General features: G+C 73.1%; 15 protein-coding genes. 8 read left to right on the plus strand and 7 right to left on the minus strand.

What is annotated here, in order from left to right:
* Position 1: 1 nt before the first annotated feature.
* Positions 2 to 1,264: a cytochrome P450 gene (locus tag ABZ880_RS13445; RefSeq protein ID WP_361260953.1), complete on the minus strand. Its 1,263-nt coding sequence runs from the start codon at positions 1,262 to 1,264 to the stop codon at positions 2 to 4.
* A 718-nt stretch (positions 1,265 to 1,982) separates the two neighbouring features.
* Between ABZ880_RS13445 and ABZ880_RS13450 the strand changes: the two genes are divergently transcribed.
* The 8 genes from ABZ880_RS13450 to ABZ880_RS13485 all read left to right on the plus strand — a co-directional run bounded on the left by ABZ880_RS13450 (position 1,983) and on the right by ABZ880_RS13485 (position 10,985).
* On the plus strand, positions 1,983 to 2,960 hold the full coding sequence (locus tag ABZ880_RS13450) for an ABC transporter substrate-binding protein (RefSeq protein ID WP_361260955.1): 978 nt from the start codon (positions 1,983 to 1,985) through the stop codon (positions 2,958 to 2,960).
* A gap of 4 nt (positions 2,961 to 2,964) precedes the next feature.
* On the plus strand, positions 2,965 to 3,786 hold the full coding sequence (locus ABZ880_RS13455) for an ABC transporter permease (RefSeq protein ID WP_361260957.1): 822 nt from the start codon (positions 2,965 to 2,967) through the stop codon (positions 3,784 to 3,786).
* The gene (locus ABZ880_RS13460) at positions 3,783 to 4,559 is read left to right on the plus strand and encodes an ABC transporter permease (RefSeq protein WP_361260958.1); all 777 of its coding nucleotides are present in this window, start codon (positions 3,783 to 3,785) and stop codon (positions 4,557 to 4,559) included. Before ABZ880_RS13455 ends, ABZ880_RS13460 begins: the two co-directional genes overlap by 4 nt.
* Positions 4,556 to 5,308 (plus strand): ABC transporter ATP-binding protein, encoded by a 753-nt coding sequence (locus ABZ880_RS13465; RefSeq protein ID WP_361260960.1) that lies wholly within the window; start codon positions 4,556 to 4,558, stop codon positions 5,306 to 5,308. The genes ABZ880_RS13460 and ABZ880_RS13465 overlap by 4 nt, the downstream gene beginning before the upstream one ends.
* Positions 5,309 to 5,424: 116 nt before the next feature.
* Positions 5,425 to 7,878 carry a GTPase-associated protein 1-related protein gene (locus ABZ880_RS13470; RefSeq protein ID WP_361260961.1) on the plus strand — a complete coding sequence of 818 codons (2,454 nt, stop codon included), beginning with the start codon at positions 5,425 to 5,427 and terminating at the stop codon, positions 7,876 to 7,878.
* A gap of 190 nt (positions 7,879 to 8,068) precedes the next feature.
* Positions 8,069 to 8,728 carry a tellurium resistance protein gene (locus ABZ880_RS13475; RefSeq protein WP_361261087.1) on the plus strand — a complete coding sequence of 220 codons (660 nt, stop codon included), beginning with the start codon at positions 8,069 to 8,071 and terminating at the stop codon, positions 8,726 to 8,728.
* The gene (locus ABZ880_RS13480; RefSeq protein WP_361260964.1) at positions 8,725 to 9,618 is read left to right on the plus strand and encodes a protein phosphatase 2C domain-containing protein; all 894 of its coding nucleotides are present in this window, start codon (positions 8,725 to 8,727) and stop codon (positions 9,616 to 9,618) included. Before ABZ880_RS13475 ends, ABZ880_RS13480 begins: the two co-directional genes overlap by 4 nt.
* A gap of 17 nt (positions 9,619 to 9,635) precedes the next feature.
* Positions 9,636 to 10,985: a protein kinase gene (locus ABZ880_RS13485; protein ID WP_361260966.1), complete on the plus strand. Its 1,350-nt coding sequence runs from the start codon at positions 9,636 to 9,638 to the stop codon at positions 10,983 to 10,985.
* Between the two features lie 31 nt (positions 10,986 to 11,016).
* Here the strand turns inward: ABZ880_RS13485 and ABZ880_RS13490 are convergent, their stop codons facing one another.
* The 6 genes from ABZ880_RS13490 to grpE all read right to left on the minus strand — a co-directional run bounded on the left by ABZ880_RS13490 (position 11,017) and on the right by grpE (position 19,441).
* Positions 11,017 to 13,119 (minus strand): hypothetical protein, encoded by a 2,103-nt coding sequence (locus tag ABZ880_RS13490; RefSeq protein ID WP_361260968.1) that lies wholly within the window; start codon positions 13,117 to 13,119, stop codon positions 11,017 to 11,019.
* A gap of 13 nt (positions 13,120 to 13,132) precedes the next feature.
* Entirely contained in the window at positions 13,133 to 13,630 is a 498-nt protein-coding gene (locus tag ABZ880_RS13495; RefSeq protein WP_361260970.1) for a hypothetical protein, read from the minus strand.
* Positions 13,627 to 14,994 carry a hypothetical protein gene (locus ABZ880_RS13500; RefSeq protein ID WP_361260972.1) on the minus strand — a complete coding sequence of 456 codons (1,368 nt, stop codon included), beginning with the start codon at positions 14,992 to 14,994 and terminating at the stop codon, positions 13,627 to 13,629. The genes ABZ880_RS13495 and ABZ880_RS13500 overlap by 4 nt, the downstream gene beginning before the upstream one ends.
* A gap of 61 nt (positions 14,995 to 15,055) precedes the next feature.
* Complete coding sequence (locus ABZ880_RS13505; protein ID WP_361260974.1) at positions 15,056 to 16,837, minus strand: Hsp70 family protein; 1,782 nt, start codon at positions 16,835 to 16,837, stop codon at positions 15,056 to 15,058.
* Entirely contained in the window at positions 16,834 to 18,978 is a 2,145-nt protein-coding gene (locus ABZ880_RS13510; RefSeq protein ID WP_361260975.1) for an Hsp70 family protein, read from the minus strand. Before ABZ880_RS13510 ends, ABZ880_RS13505 begins: the two co-directional genes overlap by 4 nt.
* On the minus strand, positions 18,884 to 19,441 hold the full coding sequence (grpE, locus tag ABZ880_RS13515; protein WP_361260977.1) for a nucleotide exchange factor GrpE: 558 nt from the start codon (positions 19,439 to 19,441) through the stop codon (positions 18,884 to 18,886). The genes ABZ880_RS13510 and grpE overlap by 95 nt, the downstream gene beginning before the upstream one ends.
* Between the last annotated feature and the right edge of the window lie 11 nt (positions 19,442 to 19,452).

The following is a 19,452-nucleotide window of genomic DNA, read 5'->3' on the forward strand; positions in this document are numbered from 1 at the left end:
CTCAACTCACCCGCGCCGGCAGCGACTTGATCCCGTTGATGAAGTTCGACGTGAGTCGTCCGGCCGGCCCCGCCGCCCGCAGCACCGGCAGCGCCCGCAGCGCCTCCCCGTACAGCACCCGCAGCTGCAGCCGGGCGAAGTGGGCGCCCAGGCAGACGTGCGGGCCGTCGCCGAAGGACACGTGCGGGTTCGGGGTGCGGGACAGGTCGAGGCGGTCCGGGGCGGTGAAGACCCGCTCGTCGCGGTTGGCGGATGCGTGGAAGACGACCACCTTGTCGCCCGCGCGGATGCGCTGCCCGGCCAGCTCGGTGTCGTGCCGGGCCGTGCGCCGGAAGGTGAGGACGGGCGGATGCAGACGGAGCAACTCGTCGACAGCGACCGGAAGTTCGGCCTCTCCCGCCCGGAGCAGCTCGTACGCCTCCGGGTGCTCGGCCAGGGCGAGCAGTCCGCCGGGGGCCGCGCTGCGGACGGTGTCGTTGCCCGCGACGGTGAGCAGGAAGAAGAACATCTCCAGTTCGGCGTCGGCGAGTTCGGGATCCTGGGCGAGCGTGGTCATGACGTCGTCGGCGGGGTGGCGCCGTTTGTGCGCGGCGAGCTGCTGGGCGTAGGCGAACATGTCCCGGAGCATCGCGGGGGAGCGCGGGTTGACCGGCTTGCCCGCCGCGTCCAGCACCGGCGCACCGGCCTCGCCCGGGTCCTGGTAGCCGATGACCCGCCTGGTCCAGTGCAGCAGCAGTCCGCGGTCGCTGTCCGGGACGCCCAGCAGGTCGGCGAGGTTGAGCAGGGCGTAGTCGTCGGTCACGGCGGTGACGAGGTCGACGGTGCCGTCCGCCGCGCGGGCCGTCCGCAGGGCCTGCGCGAACAGCGTGCGGGCCCGCTCCTGCGCGACGGCCGTGAAGCGGTCGATGCGGCCCGGGGTGAAGGCCCGGCTGACCAGGCGCCTCAACCGCCCGTGCCCCGGCGGATCCTGATTGAGCATCATGCGCCGGATGAAGGGCAGGTCCGCCGGATCGGGATCGCGGATCTGGGTCGCGCCGAGATACGAGGAGTACGTCGCCGAGTCCTTCAGCACGCGCACGACGTCCGCGTGCCGGGTCACCGCCCAGAACCCGGGCCCGGCCGGCCAGCCCAGCACCTCGGTCTCGTCCTGTCGGGCCACGGGGTGGTGGTCGCGCAGGACGCGGTAGTCGGCGTACGGCACGCCCGCGGCATACCGCCGCGGATCGAAGACATCCGGAACGGGTGGGGCCTCGCGCACGGTCATGCCACCATTTATCGCCCATGGCCGGGCGGGGGCAACACCTTTCAGTACGTGGAGGAGGCGTTGTGGGAAAGAGCAGGCGTGAGCGGGAGAAGGCGCTTGCCATGGGGGCGGACGCCCGATACGGCCGGTACGTGAGGTTCGCGTGCCCTGCCTATTCGCACGCCTGGATCTTCTTCGGGCCCCTGGCAGTGGGCATGGGGGTGGGCACCACGCTCGATCTCATGCACATCTTCAAGGGGGAGGGCGGCATCTGGCACGGCTGGTTCGCCCCCCCTCGCCGGGCTCCAGACCCTGTTTCTGGCCTACTGCACCCTGGTGTCCCGGATCGAGCGGCGCGCAGGCGGCCCCACCCCCGGCTGTACTGCTTCCAACTCGGCGTCGTGGTGGCCACCGGCGATGTCCTGCGGGCCTATCGGTGGACCGATCTCACCATGCACCTCAAGGCGTGGCGCACCGGGAGCGGGGAGAGCGCCGACTGGGGCACCAGACGCACCGTCGTGGCGCGGGACGGCAGCGTGGTCTCGTGTTCCCGGGGAACGAGCCGGACCGTGCCGGTTGCTACGAGGTGGAGCAGCTCCACAGGGCGGCGATGCGCGGACCCGGCAATCCCCGGCCCGCGAAGGGGTGACCGGGCAACCGCTTTCGCATTTCTCCAAAGAGTGACGGTTCAACTGGTGGCTATGTGGTGATCATGACAATTCCCTGATAGTCATGCCGCATGGCGTTACGTCGATTGCGGACGGGAATCGGGAAAACGGCGGCCCTCGCGGCCGCCCTGACACTGCTTCTCGCGGCCTGCGGTGACGACGACGGGGGCTCCACCTCCACGGGCGGCGGCGGGCACACGAAGATCACCGTCGCCGCCCTGCCGCTGACGGACTCCGCCGCCCTCTACATCGCCCGGGACCGCGGGCTGTTCAGGAAGGAAGGGCTGGACGTGACGATCCGGCCCGTGCAACAGAGCATCCAGGCACTGCCCGCCCTGGCCAAGGGGCAGGTCGACGTGATCGCGAGCGCGAACTACGTGACCTTCCTGCAGGCCGACGAGAAGGGCACCCTCGACGTCCGCATCCTCGCCGAGGGCGTACGGGTCGCGCCGCACATGATGGACGTACTGGTGCCGAAGGACTCGAAGATCAAAAGCGTCGCCGACCTCGCGGGCAAGAAGGTCGCCGTCAACATCCTCAACAACATCCAGTCGCTCACGCTCAACGCGATCCTCGACGCGAAGGGCATCGGCCGGCCCGTCTACCGGCAGATCGCGTTCCCGCAGATGGGGCCCGCGCTGGAGCGGGGACAGGTCGACGCCGTGCACGCGGTGGAGCCGTTCGACAGCGCGATCCAGGGGGAGTTGAAGGCGAGGGTGCTGCTGGACGGCGGGTCGGCGCCCGTGCAGTCGCTGCCCATCAGCGGGTATGTCACCACGCGCAAGTTCGCCGCCGAGCACGCCGAGACGGCGGCCGCGTTCCGGCGTGCCATCGAGGCGGCCTCGAAGATCGCCGCCGAGGACCCGGCGGCCGTACGGGAGGAACTCCCCAAGTACACCAAGGTGACGGCGGACCAGGCCAAGTCCATCGGGCTGCCTGCGTATCCGACGTCCGCCGACGCGGCTCAGCTGCAGCGGCTGACCGAACTCATGAAGAAGCAGGGGCTGTTGAAGAAGGCCGTCGACCCGGCGACGCTGCTGGTCAAGTGAAGGGGTGACGGGGCTGAGGCGGCGTCAGGAGCTGTGGCTCGGAGCCCTCGGGGTGCTGCTGGCCTTCGGGGTCTGCGAGGCGGTGGGGCGGGCGGGTCTCGTCCGGCGCAGCTATCTGCCGCCCGCCTCCGAAGTCCTCGTCCGCGCCGTCGAGTTGGCGGGTGATCGTGCCTTCCTGGACGGCGTGGGCGCCACCCTGTGGGCGTGGGCACTGGGGCTCGCGCTCGCCGTGGCGATCGCCGTGCCGCTCGGTCTGCTGCTCGGCAGCGTGCCGGTCGTGGACTCCGCCGTACGCGTGATCATCGAGTTCCTCAGGCCGTTGCCGTCCGTTGCCCTGATCCCGCTCGTCTCCCTGCTCCTGGGCGTCGGCATCGGGACCGAGGTCGCGCTGATCACATACGCCTCGGTCTGGCCCGTCCTCTTCAACACGATCTACGGCCTCGGCGAGACCGACCCGCTCGCCAAGGAAACCCTGCGCGTCTTCGGCTTCGGGCGCCTCGCGGTACTGCTGCGCGTCGAACTCCCCGCCACCGCCCCGTTCATCGCCGCAGGCATCCGCATCTCGGCGGCCGTCGCCCTCGTCCTCGCCGTCGCCACCGAACTCCTCTCCGGCTTCGGCGAGGGCCTCGGCATCTTCATCGCCCAGGCACAACTGGCCACGGACGGCACACGCGACGTGCTCGCGGGAGTGGTGTGGGCAGGTGTGCTCGGACTGTTGATCAACGGGGCGCTGGTGTGGGGGGAACGGCGGCTGTTTCCGTGGACGCCGCAGAGGCGGGCGGTCGAGCGCGGAGGTGGCGTCCTGAAGGAGCGGGTGCGGTCATGAAGGGGCACGTGCTGCTGCGCCTCCTGGTGTTCCTGCTCGCCCTCGCCGGCTGGCAGGTGGCGGCCCAGGCACACGGCAGCGTCTACTTCCCGCCGCCGGGCCGAATCGCGCACCGCGCCCACGAGTTGTGGTTCTCTGGGCCTGTCCGGCATCTGTTCCTGACCGGGGCGGCCGTCCGGGACGTCCTGCCCAGCCTGGGCCGGATGGCGGCCGGGTTCGGGATCGCCGTCGTCGCCGGGACGGCGCTGGGCGTGGCGGTCGGGCGCTCGCGGCGGGCGTACGCGCTGTGCAACCCCGTGCTGCAGTTCGCGCGGGCCGTGCCGCCGCCGGCGCTGGTGCCCGTGTTCGTCGTCGTCCTCGACTTCGGTCCGCCCATGCAGATCGCGTCGATCGCCTTCAGCGCCGTCTGGCCGGTGCTGGTCAACACGGCGGAGGGGGTGCGCAACACGGACCCGCTACGACTCGACGTCGCCGCCGTCCTGCAGCTGAACCCGCTCGAACGGCTCCACTTCCTGCTCCTGCCCTCCGCGCTGCCCCGCATCTTCGCGGGCCTGCGCCTCAGCCTGTCGCTCGCCCTCATCCTCATGGTCTTCTCGGAACTGCTGCCCGGCACCGCCGACGGCATCGGCTACACGCTCACCGACGCCCAGTCCCGCTCCGACCTGCTCACCGTCTGGGCGGCGCTGCTGCTGCTCGGCGTCCTCGGCTACCTGCTCAACACCGCGCTGCTCGCCGTCGAACGACGGCTCGTCGGCAGGGGAGGCACGGCATGACACTCCGCCTGGACTCCGTCGGCCAGCGCTACGGCGACCAACGCGTCCTGCACGACATCACGCTGACGGTGCCCGACGGCCAACTCCTGTGCGTGGTGGGCCCGTCGGGGTGCGGCAAGTCCACACTCCTGCGCACCGTCGCCGGACTCCGGCCCGCCCACGAGGGCACGGTCACCGTCGACGGGGCCCCGGTCACGGGCGTACCCGACCGGCTCGGCGTCGTCTTCCAGGACTACGGCCGCTCCCTCTTCCCCTGGCTCACCGTCCGCGACAACGTCGCACTGCCGCTGCGCCGCCGGGGCCTGCCGCGGGCCGGGCGGCGCGCCGAGGCCGAGCGCATCCTGGAGCGCGTCGGCCTCGACGGAGCCGGCCGCCGCCACCCGTGGCAGCTGTCCGGCGGCATGCAGCAACGCGTTGCCATCGCCCGCGCCCTGGTCCACCGCCCCTCCCTGCTCCTCATGGACGAACCCTTCGGCTCCCTCGACGCCCAGACCCGCGAGGACCTCGAGGACCTCCTCCTCGAGGTCCACCGCACCGAGGGCACGACCATCGTCTTCGTCACCCACGACATCGACGAGAGCGTGTACGTCGGCGACCGCGTCGTCGTCCTGTCCCCGGGCCCGGCCTCCCATGTCGTCCTGGACCTGCCGGTCGGACTCCCGGGCAAGCGCGAGCAGATCGCCACCAGGGGACTGCCGGAGTTCGTGGCGTTGCGGACGGAGGTGGGGCGGGCGGTGCGGGGGGCCTGACACCGGGGCGAGGCCGATCGTCCCCGCAGCCCGAGGCACCCCGTCCGCTTCCGTGCGCCCCGTCCCAACTTGCCCGTCCTCCTGCGGTGTTCGGCCGGGATCGCCAGAATCGGGGCATGGCCATCCGCGAACTCAGCTACGTGCTCCGCCGCGACCCCGACTCCGGTACCGACCGGCTCACCCCCGTCGCCCCGGTGCCCGACGGCGTGCCGGAGGACCTGATGCGGCGGATCATCGCTGCCACGCACCGCGCCGTACCCGCCTCGGAAGCCGTGCTCAGCTACACCCGCCTGCCCCACCGCGACGGCGGCGGCCTGCTGTGCAGCGCACGCCCGGACGAGGAGTCCGCCGGGCTGCGCGTCGACGCACGCTACGAGGCGGTCGACCCCGATGACACGGACGACCCCGAAGAATCCCGGCGGCGCTGGCCCGTCGACGCCTTCCGCAGGCGCAACCTGGGCGGCGGCGACGCCTTCGCGCCGGACGGCTGGTTCTGGGACGACGCACTGCTGATGAAGTTCGCCTCCGAACAGGGCCCGCGCATCGCCCCGTTCCTCGCCGACGTCCGCCGGCTGTTCGCCGACCCGGCCGGCCGCCAGATCGTGCTGGCCGAGCGCGACCAGGAGACCGTCGCCCGCTGGATCGCCCTCGCCTGCGCCTCCCTGCCCGCCGAGTACGCGCGAGCGCTGACGTTCACCACCGGCTGCGCCGACCCCGGCGCCGCCCCGCAGCAGATTGTCGGGATCGGCCCGGAGACCGACGACGAGGTCTTCGACCGGCACGACCCCTCGACCATCACCCATCTCTTCCGCGTCCACGACGGCCTCGGCGGCCCGGGCAGCAGGCCCCGGCCCGACGGCTGGGCGACGGTCGCCGCCTGGCTCTGGCAGGAGCAGGTGATCCCACGGCCCGAAGCACCCGAGGACACGACCACCACCCGCGACGCCGACTCCACCGGGTCCGGCGCCGCACCCGACGCCGGTGCCACGGCACAGGTTCAGGACCCTCAACTCCCCCCTCCCCAGGGCCCCTTCGCCCTCCTCCCCCTCGTCCGCCGGGCCCTCACCGCCCGTAGCGGAAACGCATTCGCCGCCCTTCCCGACGACCTGCTCCACGAGATCCTCGCCACCGCCACCCGCGCCGCCGAGCAGGACCCGCTCGACGAGGACACCGCGGCGGACCTCGCGGAGATCGCCCGGCGGATCGCGGCACACCGGCGGGACGCGGTCCAGCCGCTCGTCGCCGCCCTGCTCCGCCGCCAGGCGAAGGCGGCGCACCCGCAGGACGTCGTACCCGTGCTGGAGGCGGCCCGTGGCGACCTGCCCTCCGACGACGGAACCTGGCGCACCGTACGCTCCGAGTTCGGCCCGCCGCCCGAGGACGAGCTGCGCAGGCTGGTGCGCCAACAGCCGTCCCCCGCCTGGGAGAAGCCGCTGCGCGCCCTGCTCACCCCCGGCGCCGAGCGCAGCTCCACCGTGGACGACGCGGTGCTGGGGCTCGCCCGTGCGCTCAGCCGGCCCGACGACCGACAGCCCTGCGCCGACGCCGTGGCGCTGCTCGCGGCACTGGGCGACCGGGCGTTCACCCGCCGGGTCCTGGAACGGCTCGCCGAGGGCGCGGAGGACCGCCGTGTCGGCGCCATCCGCGACCTTGCGGCCTCCCCGCACGGCGTCTGGCTGCACGACCACCTCCACGGGGCGCCCTTCGTCGTACGTGTCGCCGCGTCGGCGGCGGACCTCGGCCGCCCCCCGTACGGCCGCACCGGCGTGGAACTCTGGACGGAACTCGCAAAACTGCACCTGGGCGGACAGGTGCCCGACGTGCCCGCTCTGCGGATCCTCTGGGCGCTGGCCTGGCCGACGAGGGGCGGCGTACCGCCCCACCAGGAGCAGAGCAGGATCACCGAGGTCTGCCCCCCGCGGCTGATCGTCGAGGCGGGCTGGGAGATCCGCCTCAGCCACTGGCTCAAGCACCCGGGGCAGGTCACCCAGGAGTACTACGACTTCGCCCGCGCGGTCTCCGGGTCCCGGAGGCCCACCTCGGAGCGGTCCCTGGCCCAACTGGTCGTACTCGCCCGCGACTTCGCGCGCGGGGAGGAGACGGTCGGGTCCTTCATGGACCGCGTGCACGCACTGGAGCAGGAGGCCGGACGCCTGGACGACACGGTGCGGTACCGCATCGACCGCTGGATCGCCCACGGCATGGCCGAGGCCGAGCCCGTCGAGCTGTACCGCACCCACGCCCTCGAGTACATCGCCACCAGCCATGTCGGACTCATCCGCGAGTACGGCAAGGCCGTGCGGCACGCCCAGGGCCAGGGCGGCAGGCTGGCGCCCGCGGCACTGCGCGAACCGCAGCGCGTGGCCGCTCTGTTCGTCATCTGGGACGAGTCCCACCGGGGCGCCAAGGGCGGTTGGCGCGAGCTGTCCAAGGAGCTGCTGTACGACGTCCTCGGTGCCGTGCTGCCGCACCTCGACGAGCGCGAACTCGGCAAGGTGACCGCCGTGCTGACGAACGTGGGCCAGCGTCATGTCCGGGCGTGGGACGACTGGCGCAGCGGACGGCGGTGACAGGGGGGCGCACACGGGGCGCATGTGAAACAGGTGAACATCCCCCTGCCCCGCCAATCGTCCCGGGCACCAGATCTTCGCCCGCATTCTCAACTAGACTTGCCGGTAAGGAAGTCCACGGGCCCCGCACGGCCCGGCCTCGGGGGAGAGGACCAGCGTGAGCGACACCTTCGACCTGCCGGGCGGCAGTATGGCCAGCCGCCCCGTCCACTTCATCTGGCTGCTCGACTGTTCCGGCTCGATGAGTGTGAACGGAAAGATCGCCGAGCTGAACTTCGCCATCCGCGAAGCGATCCCGGAGATGCAGTCGGCAGCCCTGTCCAATCCCGGAGCCACCCTGCTGGTGCGCGCCGTGTCCTTCGCCAGCGGCGCCAGCTGGCACATCAACGACCCCACGCCGGTGGACCAGTTCACCTGGGAGGACCTGCACACCTACGGCGGCACCGACATGGGCGCCGCGTTCCGCCTCGCGGCCGGCGCACTGCAGACGCCGCCCATGCCGCAGCGCGCCCTGCCGCCGGTGCTGGCGCTCGTCTCCGACGGCCAGCCCACCGACGACTGGCGGGCGGGACTGCGCGCCATCGACGACACGCCCTGGGGCAAGCGCGCGGTGCGGGTCGCCCTCGCCATCGGCGACGACGCCGACAAGAGCATGCTCAAGGAGTTCCTCGCCAACCCGGAGCTGGAGCCCCTGCAGGCGAAGAACCCGCGCCAACTCGCCGCCGCCATCCGCTGGATGTCCACCGCGGTGAAGGCCGCCTCCACCCCGAAGGGCGACGGCGCAGGCCCCGTACAGGCCCCGCCGCCCGTCGCGCTGGGCAAGGACGAGGACGAAGACCCCATCTGGTGACGGGCGTCGTGGCACCGGTCGAGCGGTGGGAACTGCTCGAGGGAGCGGTGAAGGGCGCGGGCAAGAAGTACAGCCAGGACCGCTGCGCCGCACGGCACGTGGCCGAGGGCCGCGCCGTCGTGCTCGCCGTGGCCGACGGACACGGCTCGGCCCCCCACTTCCGCAGCGACCTGGGCGCCCGCTGGGCCGTCGAGGAATTCGCCCTGTGCGCGGGGGAGTTCGCCCTCGCGGCGGTGCGCCACGACGAGGAGGCCGAGCGGCGGGGCGACGACAGTGTCTGGTGGAGCGCGCTCGCCGAACTGCGCGCCGAGGCCCGCCGGTTGCCCCAACTGGTGGCCCACCGCTGGTACGAGCGCGCCACCCTGCACGACTACAACTCCCCGGCGCACGGCACACCCCAGCGCGCGCCCAGGGGCCCCGACCTCACCGCCTACGGCACCACCCTCGTCGGCGCCGTCCTCACCCGCCGTCTGCTGGTGTGCTGGCAGCTGGGCGACGGCGACATCGTCGTCCTCGACGCCGCCGGCACCCCGGAAACGCCCCTGTACACCGGCCCCGACCTCGGCGACGAGACGGACTCCCTGTGCGCGCCGGAGTCCTGGCACCGCGCCCGCTGCCACTGGCAGCCGCTGACCAGCGAGGGCCCCTCGGGCATGCTGCTGTCCACCGACGGCCTGTCCAAGAGCTTCACCGACCACCAAGGGTTCCTCGACTTCGCGGCCGGTGTGCAGGGCCGGGCCCACGAGCTGGGGATGTCCGCGGTGCGCAGCCGGCTGACGGAGTGGCTCAGCCACGCCGCCCAGTACTCCGGCGACGACACGACACTCGTGGGCGCCTTCGAGGCCGTCGGCCCGGCCGCGCCCCGGCAGCACGACGCGCCACCCACGTGAGCCACGAGAGGAACCGCATGGTGAACGGCATGCTCGCCCCCGGGCAGACCCTGGTGACCGAAGAGGGGGAGAAGGTCAAGGTCGCCGACATGTTCGGCTCCGGCGGCCAGGGCGAGGTCTACCGCGTGAAGACCCGCAAGGGCGACCGTGCCCTGAAGTGGTACTACCCGCAGCTCGCCGACGGCCGGCAGCGGCAGATCCTCGAGGGCCTCATCGCCTGCGGCTGGCGCGACGACCGCTTCCTGTGGCCGCAGACCGTCGTCGTCGACGCCGACGGCCGTCCCGGCTTCGGCTATCTGATGGACGTACGGCCCGAGCGCTTCCACGACCTGCCCGCGCTGTTCCGCCGCGACCCCGCGCTCGCCGCGACCACCCAGCGCACCCTCGTGATGGCCGCCCTGCACACCGTCGAGGCCTACCGCGCCCTGCACGGCAGGGGTATCGCCTACCGGGACATCAACTGGGGCAACATCTTCTTCGACCCGCGCACCGGCGACGTCCTGGTGTGCGACAACGACAACGCGGTCTTCGAGGGCGAAAGCGCGGGCGTCGCCGGCACGATGGACTTCATGGCACCGGAGCTGGTCCGCGGCGACCGTGGCGCCCAGCCCGGCATCCAGAGCGACCTGCACTCCCTCGCCGTACTCCTCTTCCTCCTCCTGATGAACCATCACCCCCTGGAGGGCGCCGAGGCGTTGAAGATCCGCTGCCTCGACGAGAAGGCCCGCACCAAGCTGTACGGCACCGACCCGGTCTTCATCTACGACCCGAACGACACCCGCAACCGGCCGGTGCCCGAGGAGCAGCAGACCGTCGTCGCCACGTGGGGCGCGCTGCCGCCGATCCTGCAGCAGCTGTTCGTCGCGACGTTCACCGAAGGGCTGAAGAACCCGGTCAGGCGCGTCCGTGAGGGGACGTGGCTCGCGGCGCTCAGCGAGGTCCTGGACACCATCTGCGCCTGCGCGTCCTGCGGCCGCCAGAACCTCACCGAACCGGACGGCCCCGCCCCGAACTGCTGGAGCTGCCGCCGCCCGCTGACCCTGCCGCCGCGTCTGCACCTGACCACCGGCACCGCGACGGCCCGCAACCGGCCCCGGTCCATCCGCCTCGGCCCGCAGGCCCGGATGTACGCCCACCACCTCGCCGTGGAGACGGAGCGGCACGACTTCGGTGCCGTCGTCGCCGAGGTCACCGAACACCCCAAGCAGCGCGGCCGGTTCGGCATCACCAACCGCTCGCAGAACCGCTGGACGGCCCGCCGCTCCGACGGCTCCGTGCACGACGTCGACCCCGGCCGCACCGTCGCCCTGAGCACCGGCCTGCAGCTGGAGTTCGGCAGCGGCGCCGAGGCGGTCGTACGGGACTGAAGGCCCGAACAGGCGCTGAGCGCCCGGGACTTCAGCGGCGGAACGGCCACCACCTGCGCCGGACGCGGCCCCACCAGGTGAACGGCGACAGCGGCGCAGCAGGCGGCAGCAGCCGGGGCGGTACGGGGACCGCGGGAAGGTCCGCGTACGCCGCGTCGGCCGGGACGGCGATCGCGTCGGGGCGCGGCACCGCGGTGACCGTCACCCGGTACGCGTCCGGCGTCACCGGGAGCTCCACGAGCCCGTCGGCGAGGAAGCGGCTGCGGGCCACCCGCCGCTCCTCGCGGCGCCCGCCGCCCTCCCAGGCCACGAGCACCAGCACGGCGGGCTCCGGCCACTCGAACCGTACGCCCGCCCGGTCCGCGCTGATCCGATGCGCCGTCAGATCCCGTACGGTTCCCGGCCGTTCGACCACCACGGCGGGTCCGGTCAGCGCCCGGTCGCCCAGCGCGCTCACCGCCGTCATCCGCACCCGCGAGTGCTCCGGCACGGCCACCTCCAGGAACGGCTCGGGCTCCGCGGGAGCCTCGGGCACCGTCAGGTCCGTGCGCCGCGACACGTCCCTGCCCGGCCGCACCGGACCGCTCGGCCACGCCACCACCGCGCTCCCGCCCCGCTCGGGCGGACGCCAGGTGAGCGCGACCCGCTCGCCCCCGGCGACCAGCCGGCCCATCAGGTCCTCCACCAGGTCGGGCCACTCCTTGGCGGCGACGCTCACCCGCACCCCGTCGGACCAGACCGTCTGCCCGCCCGGCCCCGGATAGCCGCAGCGGATCGCATACGAGTAGGAGCCCGCGGCGAGCGGCACGTCGAGCAGGCCATCCCGCTCGCACCGCACGGGCTCGGGCCGGCCCCCTGCCGGGGCGCGTTCCACCGACACCGCGACACAGGCCGTATCGACCCGCCAGCGCAGCCGTACGCCGTCCCGCACGAGCTCGGCGACCACGTCGGCCGCGTCCGGCGCGATCACCACCGGCGGCGACACCAGCGGAACCCCGGCGATCACGCCTTGGCGCAACGGCACGACGGCGTAGCGAAGGGCCCGGCCGACGGGGGCGTCCGCGTCCGCGTGGTGGAGCGGAGCCTCCGCCTGCCCCTCCTCCCCGGGCGCGGGCACGGCCAGCTCCGTCGCGTCCCACGGTGTGCCCTCCGGGAAGCGCACCAGGCGGAAGGAGACCGGGGACTTGCCGGGCCGGGCCGCCGGCCAGTCCAGCCGTACCGTCCGTTCCTCCAGGACCGCCTCCAGGCGCGCGCCGGCGTCCGCGCGGCCGGTGTCCGCCAGCCGTGCCGCCGCGCCGAGCAGGCCCGCCTCGACCGCCGGGTCGTCCACGGCCCGGCGGGCGGCACCGAACCGGGCCTTGACCGCGGCCCGTACCGAACCGCCCGCCTCCAGCCGGGCCGCCGTGTCGATCAGCCGGTGCACCTCGTCGCGCTGGGCGCTCAACTCGCCCAGCAGCCACGTCAGTTCGGGATCGCGCCCGGTGTCGGGCACCCGCGCGGCCGTCTTCTCGGCCCGCTGCAACCGCCGGTCCGGCCATACGTCGCCCAGGTGCTCGGCGGCCTCCCGGGCCGGCCCGGCCTCGGGGAACCCGAACGCCACCGCCGCCGCCAGATACCCCGCCTCGTCCCGGTGCACCCCGAGCGCGGCGGCCGCCTCCGGAGTCGATCCGGCCGGGTCGTCGCGCAGCAGACAGCCCAACTGCCACAGCAGCAGCCGCCGTAGCCCCATCGGGTCGTGCCGGACGAACCCCTCCAGTGTGTCCACCACGGCAGCCGCCCCCGCGGCCCGCGGATCGGTGGAGGCCAGCCAGCCGGCCCGCGCCTGCCGTACGTACTCCTCGTCCACCCGCGCCCAGCGCGTGCCGCGGCCGCGGAACCACAGCCCGTCCAGCACCCGGAAGCCGTCGTCGGTGTCGGCACGCGGCAGCGACCCGAACGCCGCGTTCCCGGCCGCCGCGGGCGCGCGCAGGGCGTCCGCCACATGCCGGAAGTCCAGCGCGTCGAGCGCCTCACGCAGCTTGGTGTAGCCGCGCATCGCGGGGAAGCAGGGCAGATCGGGCAACGGCGGCCGGGGGCCCACCTCGTCGCCCGACTCGTCCCATGCCGCCCGCTGCCCGGGCCGCCACTGTGCCACGCCCTGGTCCTTCCTAGTCGCTCAACTGCGTGTAGAAGTACACGCGGACCAGCGCCGTGTCCGGTGTCTCGCTCAGGTCATGGAAGTCGTCCGTGGCCATCCGCCTGCCGAACATGTCGGACCGTGCCTTGGAGAGCAGCCCGTTGACGTTGTGCGCGTACACCGTTCCGTTCTGCCCGCCGCCGAACGTCAGCACCAGGGCCGCCGTACGGCCCTTCCACTTGGCCGTGCCGGAGCGGATCTGGCGCTCCAGGGCCTTCTTGTCCGTGCCGTGCACCCGGAACTGCTGAGGTGTCTTGGACACGCCCTGCGGCCCGGTCGGCGAGGGGCTCGGCGACGGCGACGCGGAGTCCGAGGCGCTCGCGGACGGCTTGGGCCTGGCGTTGGCCAGCGGGTCCGGGCGGTCGGCCATCGACACCAGCGCCAGCACCAGCAGCAGGTCGGCGAAGAGCCAGCCCGCGAGCACGACGGCGCCCGGACCGCGCAGCCGGCGCCTCGGGCGCCCGCTCACACCTCACCGCCGTCGGCCTGTCCGGGTCGGCCGCCGAACCGCAACTGCATGGTGCCCTGCGTCCCGAGCGCGCCGTTGCCGCCGTCGGGGTACTCGCTCGCCTGGCGCTGCGCCGGCGGGCCGCCGTTCGGCCCGTGGACGCCGTTGACCTGCCCGGACTCACCGGACCCGGGCGGTGCCTGTCGTACGGCCAGGGCGTGGATCGTCTGATCCAGCCGCGCCGCCGCGTCCTGCCAGTGGGCGGCCGCCGCGTCCCAGCGCTCGGTGGCCTCCCGCATGCCGTCGACGACGTCGTTCGTACGTCCGGCGCCCGCGGCGATGGCCAGAGCCGCCTGCTGCGCCGCCTGCGCCGCGGCCTCCGACTTGGATGCGAGCGCCTTCTGCTCGGCGACCAGCGACGAGAACGCGGTCTGCACCTCCCCGGCCGCCGACTGGAGCCGGTCCGCGATGACGCGCGCCGACTCCTTGCTGTCCTGCCGCACCTGGTCCGTGGCGCTCGTACCGGCCTTGACGGCGGCCTCGACCCGGTCGGCCGCGGTCGCGAGGCGCGGCACCTCCGCCGACAGCGCCCCGGCCGCCTGCTGCAGCGCGTCGGTGGCCTTGGCGACGGCGTCCGCGCCGTCCGCAAGCCGCTTGTGGCTGCCGTTGGCCGTCCGCAGCAGGTTCTGCAACTGCTGTGCGGCGCGCGTGAGTTCCTTCGAGAACTGGTCCGGGGAGGCGGCCCGGTGCGGGGCCAGACACAGCTGCACCCGGCTCAGCAGCGAGGCCAGCGAACCCAGCAGCCGCTCGTCACCGGCCTGCCGGTTCTCCTCCTCCCGCTCGGCCCGGGTCCGCGTGTGCGCGTGCCACACCGACAGCAGTACGAGCAGTGTGATCAGTACGACGGCCATGAGGGCCACGTTCTCGAACCGGCCCACCTCCGTCAGATGCCCGCCGAAGCCGGTCTGCCACAGCTGCAGGAAGGGACGCGTCGCCTGCTCGGGGTGCTCCCGGCTCAACTCCCCGTAGGCGCGCACCGCTTCGCGCAGCCCGAACCAGGTGACCAGCAGCGGGATGAACACCAGCACGCCGAGCACGGCCTCCAGCACGCCGTCGCGCGGGGCCCGCCGCCACCAGGGCGTGCCGGGTGGCGGGCCGGCCGGCGGGGCCGAGAGGCTCTCCGGGCGTACGAAGGCCTCCATCAGGTCGAGTTCGGCCCAGGTCTGGAGCCGGTTGCCCTGGTTCAGGTCGTCGGCGAGGGTCGTGAGTTCGGGCCGGCGCGCGGCGAGTCGGTCGGGATGCTTGTCGAGCAGGTCCGTCAACTCAGTGCTGAGGACCTTGCGGTCCAGAAAGGTCGGTCCGAGGGGATTGGCTGCGGTGGGCAAGCGCGTTCTCCTGACTCGGCACCGGATGGTCCGGTGCTTCCTGCGATCGGCCGGGCACTCCTCAGCGGGGGACGCCGCCTCTGTCCCGGTGGTTCCTGTCGCGATGGCTGATTCGCTCCAACAGGGCCTGTGCGGGCCCGTGTTCGGGATTCCACGACAGACACCGCTCGAGCGCCTCGACGGCGTCCTCGCGGCGCCCGCGCCCTTCGAGCCGCTCCGCGTGCCGGTAGGTGCGCTCGGCCAGCAGCTCGCGCACGCGCGCATTGGTGGGGTCGTGGCCGTAGGCGCAGCGCAGCCAGCGCTCGGCGTCGGGGAAGTGCTCGGGCGCGGAGGAGGCCATGGCCGCCGCGCAGTGCACGCCGATCATGGCGTCCATGACATCGGCCCCCGAGGTGCCGCTCCCGGCCGTGTGCCAGGCGGCGTGCGAGGCCTGCACCGCCTCCTCGAAGCGCCCTTCGGTCAACAGGTCCCGTGCGGCGGCCAGCCGCCGGGCGGCCTTGTGGTCGATCCAGCCCTCGGCGTCGGCTTCGGGCGCACCGGACCTCTGCGTGAGGGACTCCAGCAGCGCCCCGGCCTCGGACACGATCGCCTCCAGTAGCGCCCGGGCCTCCGCCACCCGCCCCTGCTCCGCCAACTGCCGTGCCAGCGCGACATCCAGGGGTACGGCCGACTCGGCCCCCGGCGGGGCGGCCTCCGCAGCGGGCGTCGGCGGGAGCAGTGTCACCGACAGGCGCGGGGCGTCCGAGAGGGTGTCGTCGGAGGTGTCCGAGGGGGCCGGCGCCAGCCCCTCCAGGCCCGCCGCCGGTACGCCCGCGAGCTGCGAGGCGTGCAGCAGGGCGCCCCTGGCGAGCAGGTCCTCGGGAGCCCGCACCACCTCCCGCCCCAGCCCGCGCACCCCCGAGCGGACCGCCTCCAGCCGGGTGCCGCCGCCCACCAGGAGCAGCGTGTCCACCTCCCGCCGGTCCATCGCCGTCCGGTCCAGCAGCGTCTGCGCGCGGTCGAGCGTGCGGCGCACATGCTGCCCCAGATACGCCGCCAGCACTTCGCGGTCGAACTCCAGCTGGACCGGCAGCCCGCCGCCCAGGTCCAGTTCCAGCAGCGCGCCGCCGTCACCGCCCGGTGCGCACAGCTCCTCCCGGATGCGCTCCACCCGGGTGCGCAGCCGCAGCCAGTCCGCCTCCTGCAGACGTGCCGGGTGCGCGCGGCCCCGGGCGGCCCGCAGCATGGCGGTGAGCGCCGCGTCGTCGAAGGCCCGCCCGCCGGTGCTCGACGCCGACTCGTGCCCGAGCGCCCGGTACCGCTCCCGCGCACCGCGCACCAGGCCGAGCTCGAAACCGCCGTACCCCATGGAATAGACCAGGCACGTCGTGCTGCCCCGGCCCTCGGTGTGCCCGATGACCGCGGCCATCGCGTCGCCGATCAGCCGCACCTCGTCCAGTCCGGCCCGGTGGGCCGCGTGCAGCAGGGCGGTGCGTTGCGCCGACCGGTAGCCCACCGGGACGCTGACCACGGTCAGTGTGATCCGGCCGCCGGCCTCGGCCTCGACCCGCTCCCGCACCTGTCGCAGCAGCCCGGTCACCAGCTCGTCCGGCGCCCTCGCCACCCCGCCGACCAGGACCGGACGCTCGCTGCCCAGCCGGGACTTCAGGCTCGGGAACGTCACCGGCAGCGGCCCGGCCACCGTCGGCTCGCACAGCAGCCACGGCCACCCCGCGTCGGACAGCGCCAGTCGGCGCACCGGGCCGCCGGGCCGCCCGAACACCGCCCTCAGGCCCGTGCTGCCGAAGTCGAGGCCGAGCCCCAGCTCGTGCCCCGGCACGTCCGGGCCGTGCGCCGCCGTCACGTGTCCGCCGCATCGTCGGGGACCCGCAGGATCCCGTCGAAGCGCTCCGTGTCGCGCAGCGTCGAGACCCGGCGCGCGTCGTACGCCTGTGCCACCAGGTTGGCGAGGTTGCGGCCCTGCTGGGCGGCCATGACGCGGTTGCCCTCGTTGTGGGCCTTCTTCACATAGCCGACCGCCTCGTTGATCAGGCCCGCCGTCTCCGGGGGCGCGCCGTAGGAGGCGTCCTCGGCGTGCAGGAACTGACTGGCGTAGCCGCAGTGGTGGTACATGTCGTCCAGGAGCAGCTCGGTGAGCCGCTTGTACTCGCCGCTCTCGCCCTGCCTGAGCACCTGCTCGGCCTGCTCCAGATCCCGGCGGACCTTCATCTCCTGCTGGTCCTCGACGAAGTTGCCGTAGCGCTGCAGGAACTTCTCCGTGTCCCGCTTGGCCCACTCCAGGCGCTGGCGCAGCGTGGCGCTGTCCGGGCCGAGGGCCGGGGCGGGCGGCGGGGTGCGGGGCTTCTCGCGCTTGGGCGCGGTCGGCGGGAACTGGATGCCGGTGCCGGGCACGTTGACCGAGACCGTGATGGTGCGGTTGGCGTCGTAGTTGAACGACACCTCCACACGCTGGTTGAGCTCGATCTCCTGGGACAGCTCGAACTCCACGACGCCCTGCTCGTCGTTCTTGCTCGCCACCGGGGAGTTGCCCTCGTACACCGGCACCCGGATGACCTTGGGGTCGGTCGCGTGGAACACCTTGGTGTACGGACTGGGCAGCGGATACGCGGTGCCGCTCTCGATGATCGGCACGAACACGTCGCGCTGTGTGCCGCGCACCGCGGCGATGCCCATGGCCACGCCCGTCACCTCGTACAGGCCGGTCGAGCCCACCGCGCGGGCGTTGGCCAGGCTCGTGCCGCAGGCCGAACAGACCGTCGCCGCCTCGTCGTTGACCGTCCTGCAGCCCCTGACCGGGCACTCCACCCCGTCCAGCGTCCCCGCCAGGATGCCCGCGCCGAGCGCCACGCACTCCATGGGGTTGATCTGCCGGCGGACCTTGTCCCGGCCGAACAGCGCCTCGACGGCCTCGTACACCGAACGCGTCAGCGTCCCGCCGCCGACCAGCAGCACGTCGGTGATCTGGGCGGTGGTCAGCTGGTCCTTCTCGAGGGTCGCGGTGACCAGGTCCATGGTGCGCTGGACCAGTGGATCGGTCAGCAGCCTGAACTCGGCCTGGGTGAGCGGCATGTAGACGTCGACGTTCACGCCGTCCCGGCGGAACCCGCCGGGAATGTTGACGACGGTCTCGGGCAGGGTGTTGAGCTGTTTCTTGGCGAGTTCCGCGTACTTCTTCGCGGTGAACCTGAACTGCTTGTCGTCGGACGGGTCGATGCCGCACTCCCGCTCGACCCACTCGAAGATCCGCTTCACGACCGCCAGGTCGAAGTCGTCGCCGCCCAGCCAGTCGTCGCCCGCGAACTTGCGGACCGCGAACTGGGCTGTGCCGTCAGGGCCCTTGGTGGAGTCCAGGATGGAGATGTCGAAGGTGCCGCCGCCCAGGTCGTAGACGAGGATGCGGCTGCGCTCCCCGGCCCGCTTGTCCATGCCGAAGGCGATCGCGGCCGCCGTCGGCTCGTCGATGATCTTCTTGACGGTGATCCCGGCGATCTCCGCCGCCTCCCGGGTGGCGGCCCGCTGGGCGTCGCCGAAGTGCGCCGGCACCGTGATCACGGCGTGCGTCACGTCCTCGTTGAGGTTGCGCGAGGCGTCCTTGACGAGCTTGCCGAGGATCGCGCTGGAGACCTCCGCCGGAGTGACCGTGCGGTCGCCGAACACCACATGGGCGCGCGGGTCCTCGTCCTCGCCCGGCACGATCCCGTAGCTGAGCTCGTTGCGCGCCCGGGCCACCTTGTCGTCGGTGAAGTCGCGGCCCATCAGCCGCTTCACCGACAGCACCGTGTCCTCGGGGTGCACCTCCGCCCAGTTGAGCCCCTCCTGCCCGACGAGCAGCAGCTCCGAGCCCTCCCGGCGCAGCATGCCGACCGCCGACGGGGTCAGGTTGCTCGCCTCACCGTTGGGGACCACATGGGCCTCCCCGCGGTCCGGGTCGTAGCGTGCGACCACGCTGTTGGTGGTGCCGAGGTCGATACCGATCGCCGTCATCCCTGGTCCCCCCCCCCTTGTTCGCCAACTTCCCTCTCTCATCGGCTCGTTCACCGTCCGGTACGGCGATCGTCACGCGGGCCGGGCGCAGCACCCGGCCGTCGTGGCCGTAGCCGCGCTGCAGCACCTCGACGACCTCGCCCTCGGCGGCCGACGCGGACGGCCGCACCTCGACCACGTGATGGGTGGCCGGCTGCGCCCGCTCGCCCGGGACGCCGATGGGCTCGAGGCCCTCGCCGCGCAGCGCGGTCTCGAAGCGCTCGGCGATCCGCCGCATGCTGCCGCGGTAGGCCTCGCCGTCGCGCACGGGCCCGTCGGCCAGCACCCGGTCGAAGTCGTCGAGGGTGTCCGCGCACAGCAGCAACAGCCGTTCCAGGTGCGCCCGGTGGGCGGCCTCGCGGGCCGCGAGCTCCCGCGCGTGCTCGTAGCCGAGCCGGGCCGCGGACATGTCTGCTTCGGTCATCGCATCCCTCG

It is taken from the genome of Streptomyces sp. NPDC047043 (assembly GCF_040644055.1).
Lineage (GTDB): Bacteria > Actinomycetota > Actinomycetes > Streptomycetales > Streptomycetaceae > Streptomyces.

Coding starts and splice junctions, on each gene's coding strand:
- ABZ880_RS13475 (WP_361261087.1), top strand. CDS start 8,069: ATGGCCAGCCGCCCCGTCCACTTCATCTGGCTGCTCGACTGTTCCGGC.
- ABZ880_RS13450 (WP_361260955.1), top strand. CDS start 1,983: ATGGCGTTACGTCGATTGCGGACGGGAATCGGGAAAACGGCGGCCCTC.
- ABZ880_RS13470 (WP_361260961.1), top strand. CDS start 5,425: ATGGCCATCCGCGAACTCAGCTACGTGCTCCGCCGCGACCCCGACTCC.
- ABZ880_RS13465 (WP_361260960.1), top strand. CDS start 4,556: ATGACACTCCGCCTGGACTCCGTCGGCCAGCGCTACGGCGACCAACGC.
- ABZ880_RS13485 (WP_361260966.1), top strand. CDS start 9,636: ATGGTGAACGGCATGCTCGCCCCCGGGCAGACCCTGGTGACCGAAGAG.
- ABZ880_RS13445 (WP_361260953.1), bottom strand. CDS start 1,264: ATGACCGTGCGCGAGGCCCCACCCGTTCCGGATGTCTTCGATCCGCGG.
- ABZ880_RS13510 (WP_361260975.1), bottom strand. CDS start 18,978: ATGACGGCGATCGGTATCGACCTCGGCACCACCAACAGCGTGGTCGCA.
- ABZ880_RS13460 (WP_361260958.1), top strand. CDS start 3,783: ATGAAGGGGCACGTGCTGCTGCGCCTCCTGGTGTTCCTGCTCGCCCTC.
- grpE (WP_361260977.1), bottom strand. CDS start 19,441: ATGACCGAAGCAGACATGTCCGCGGCCCGGCTCGGCTACGAGCACGCG.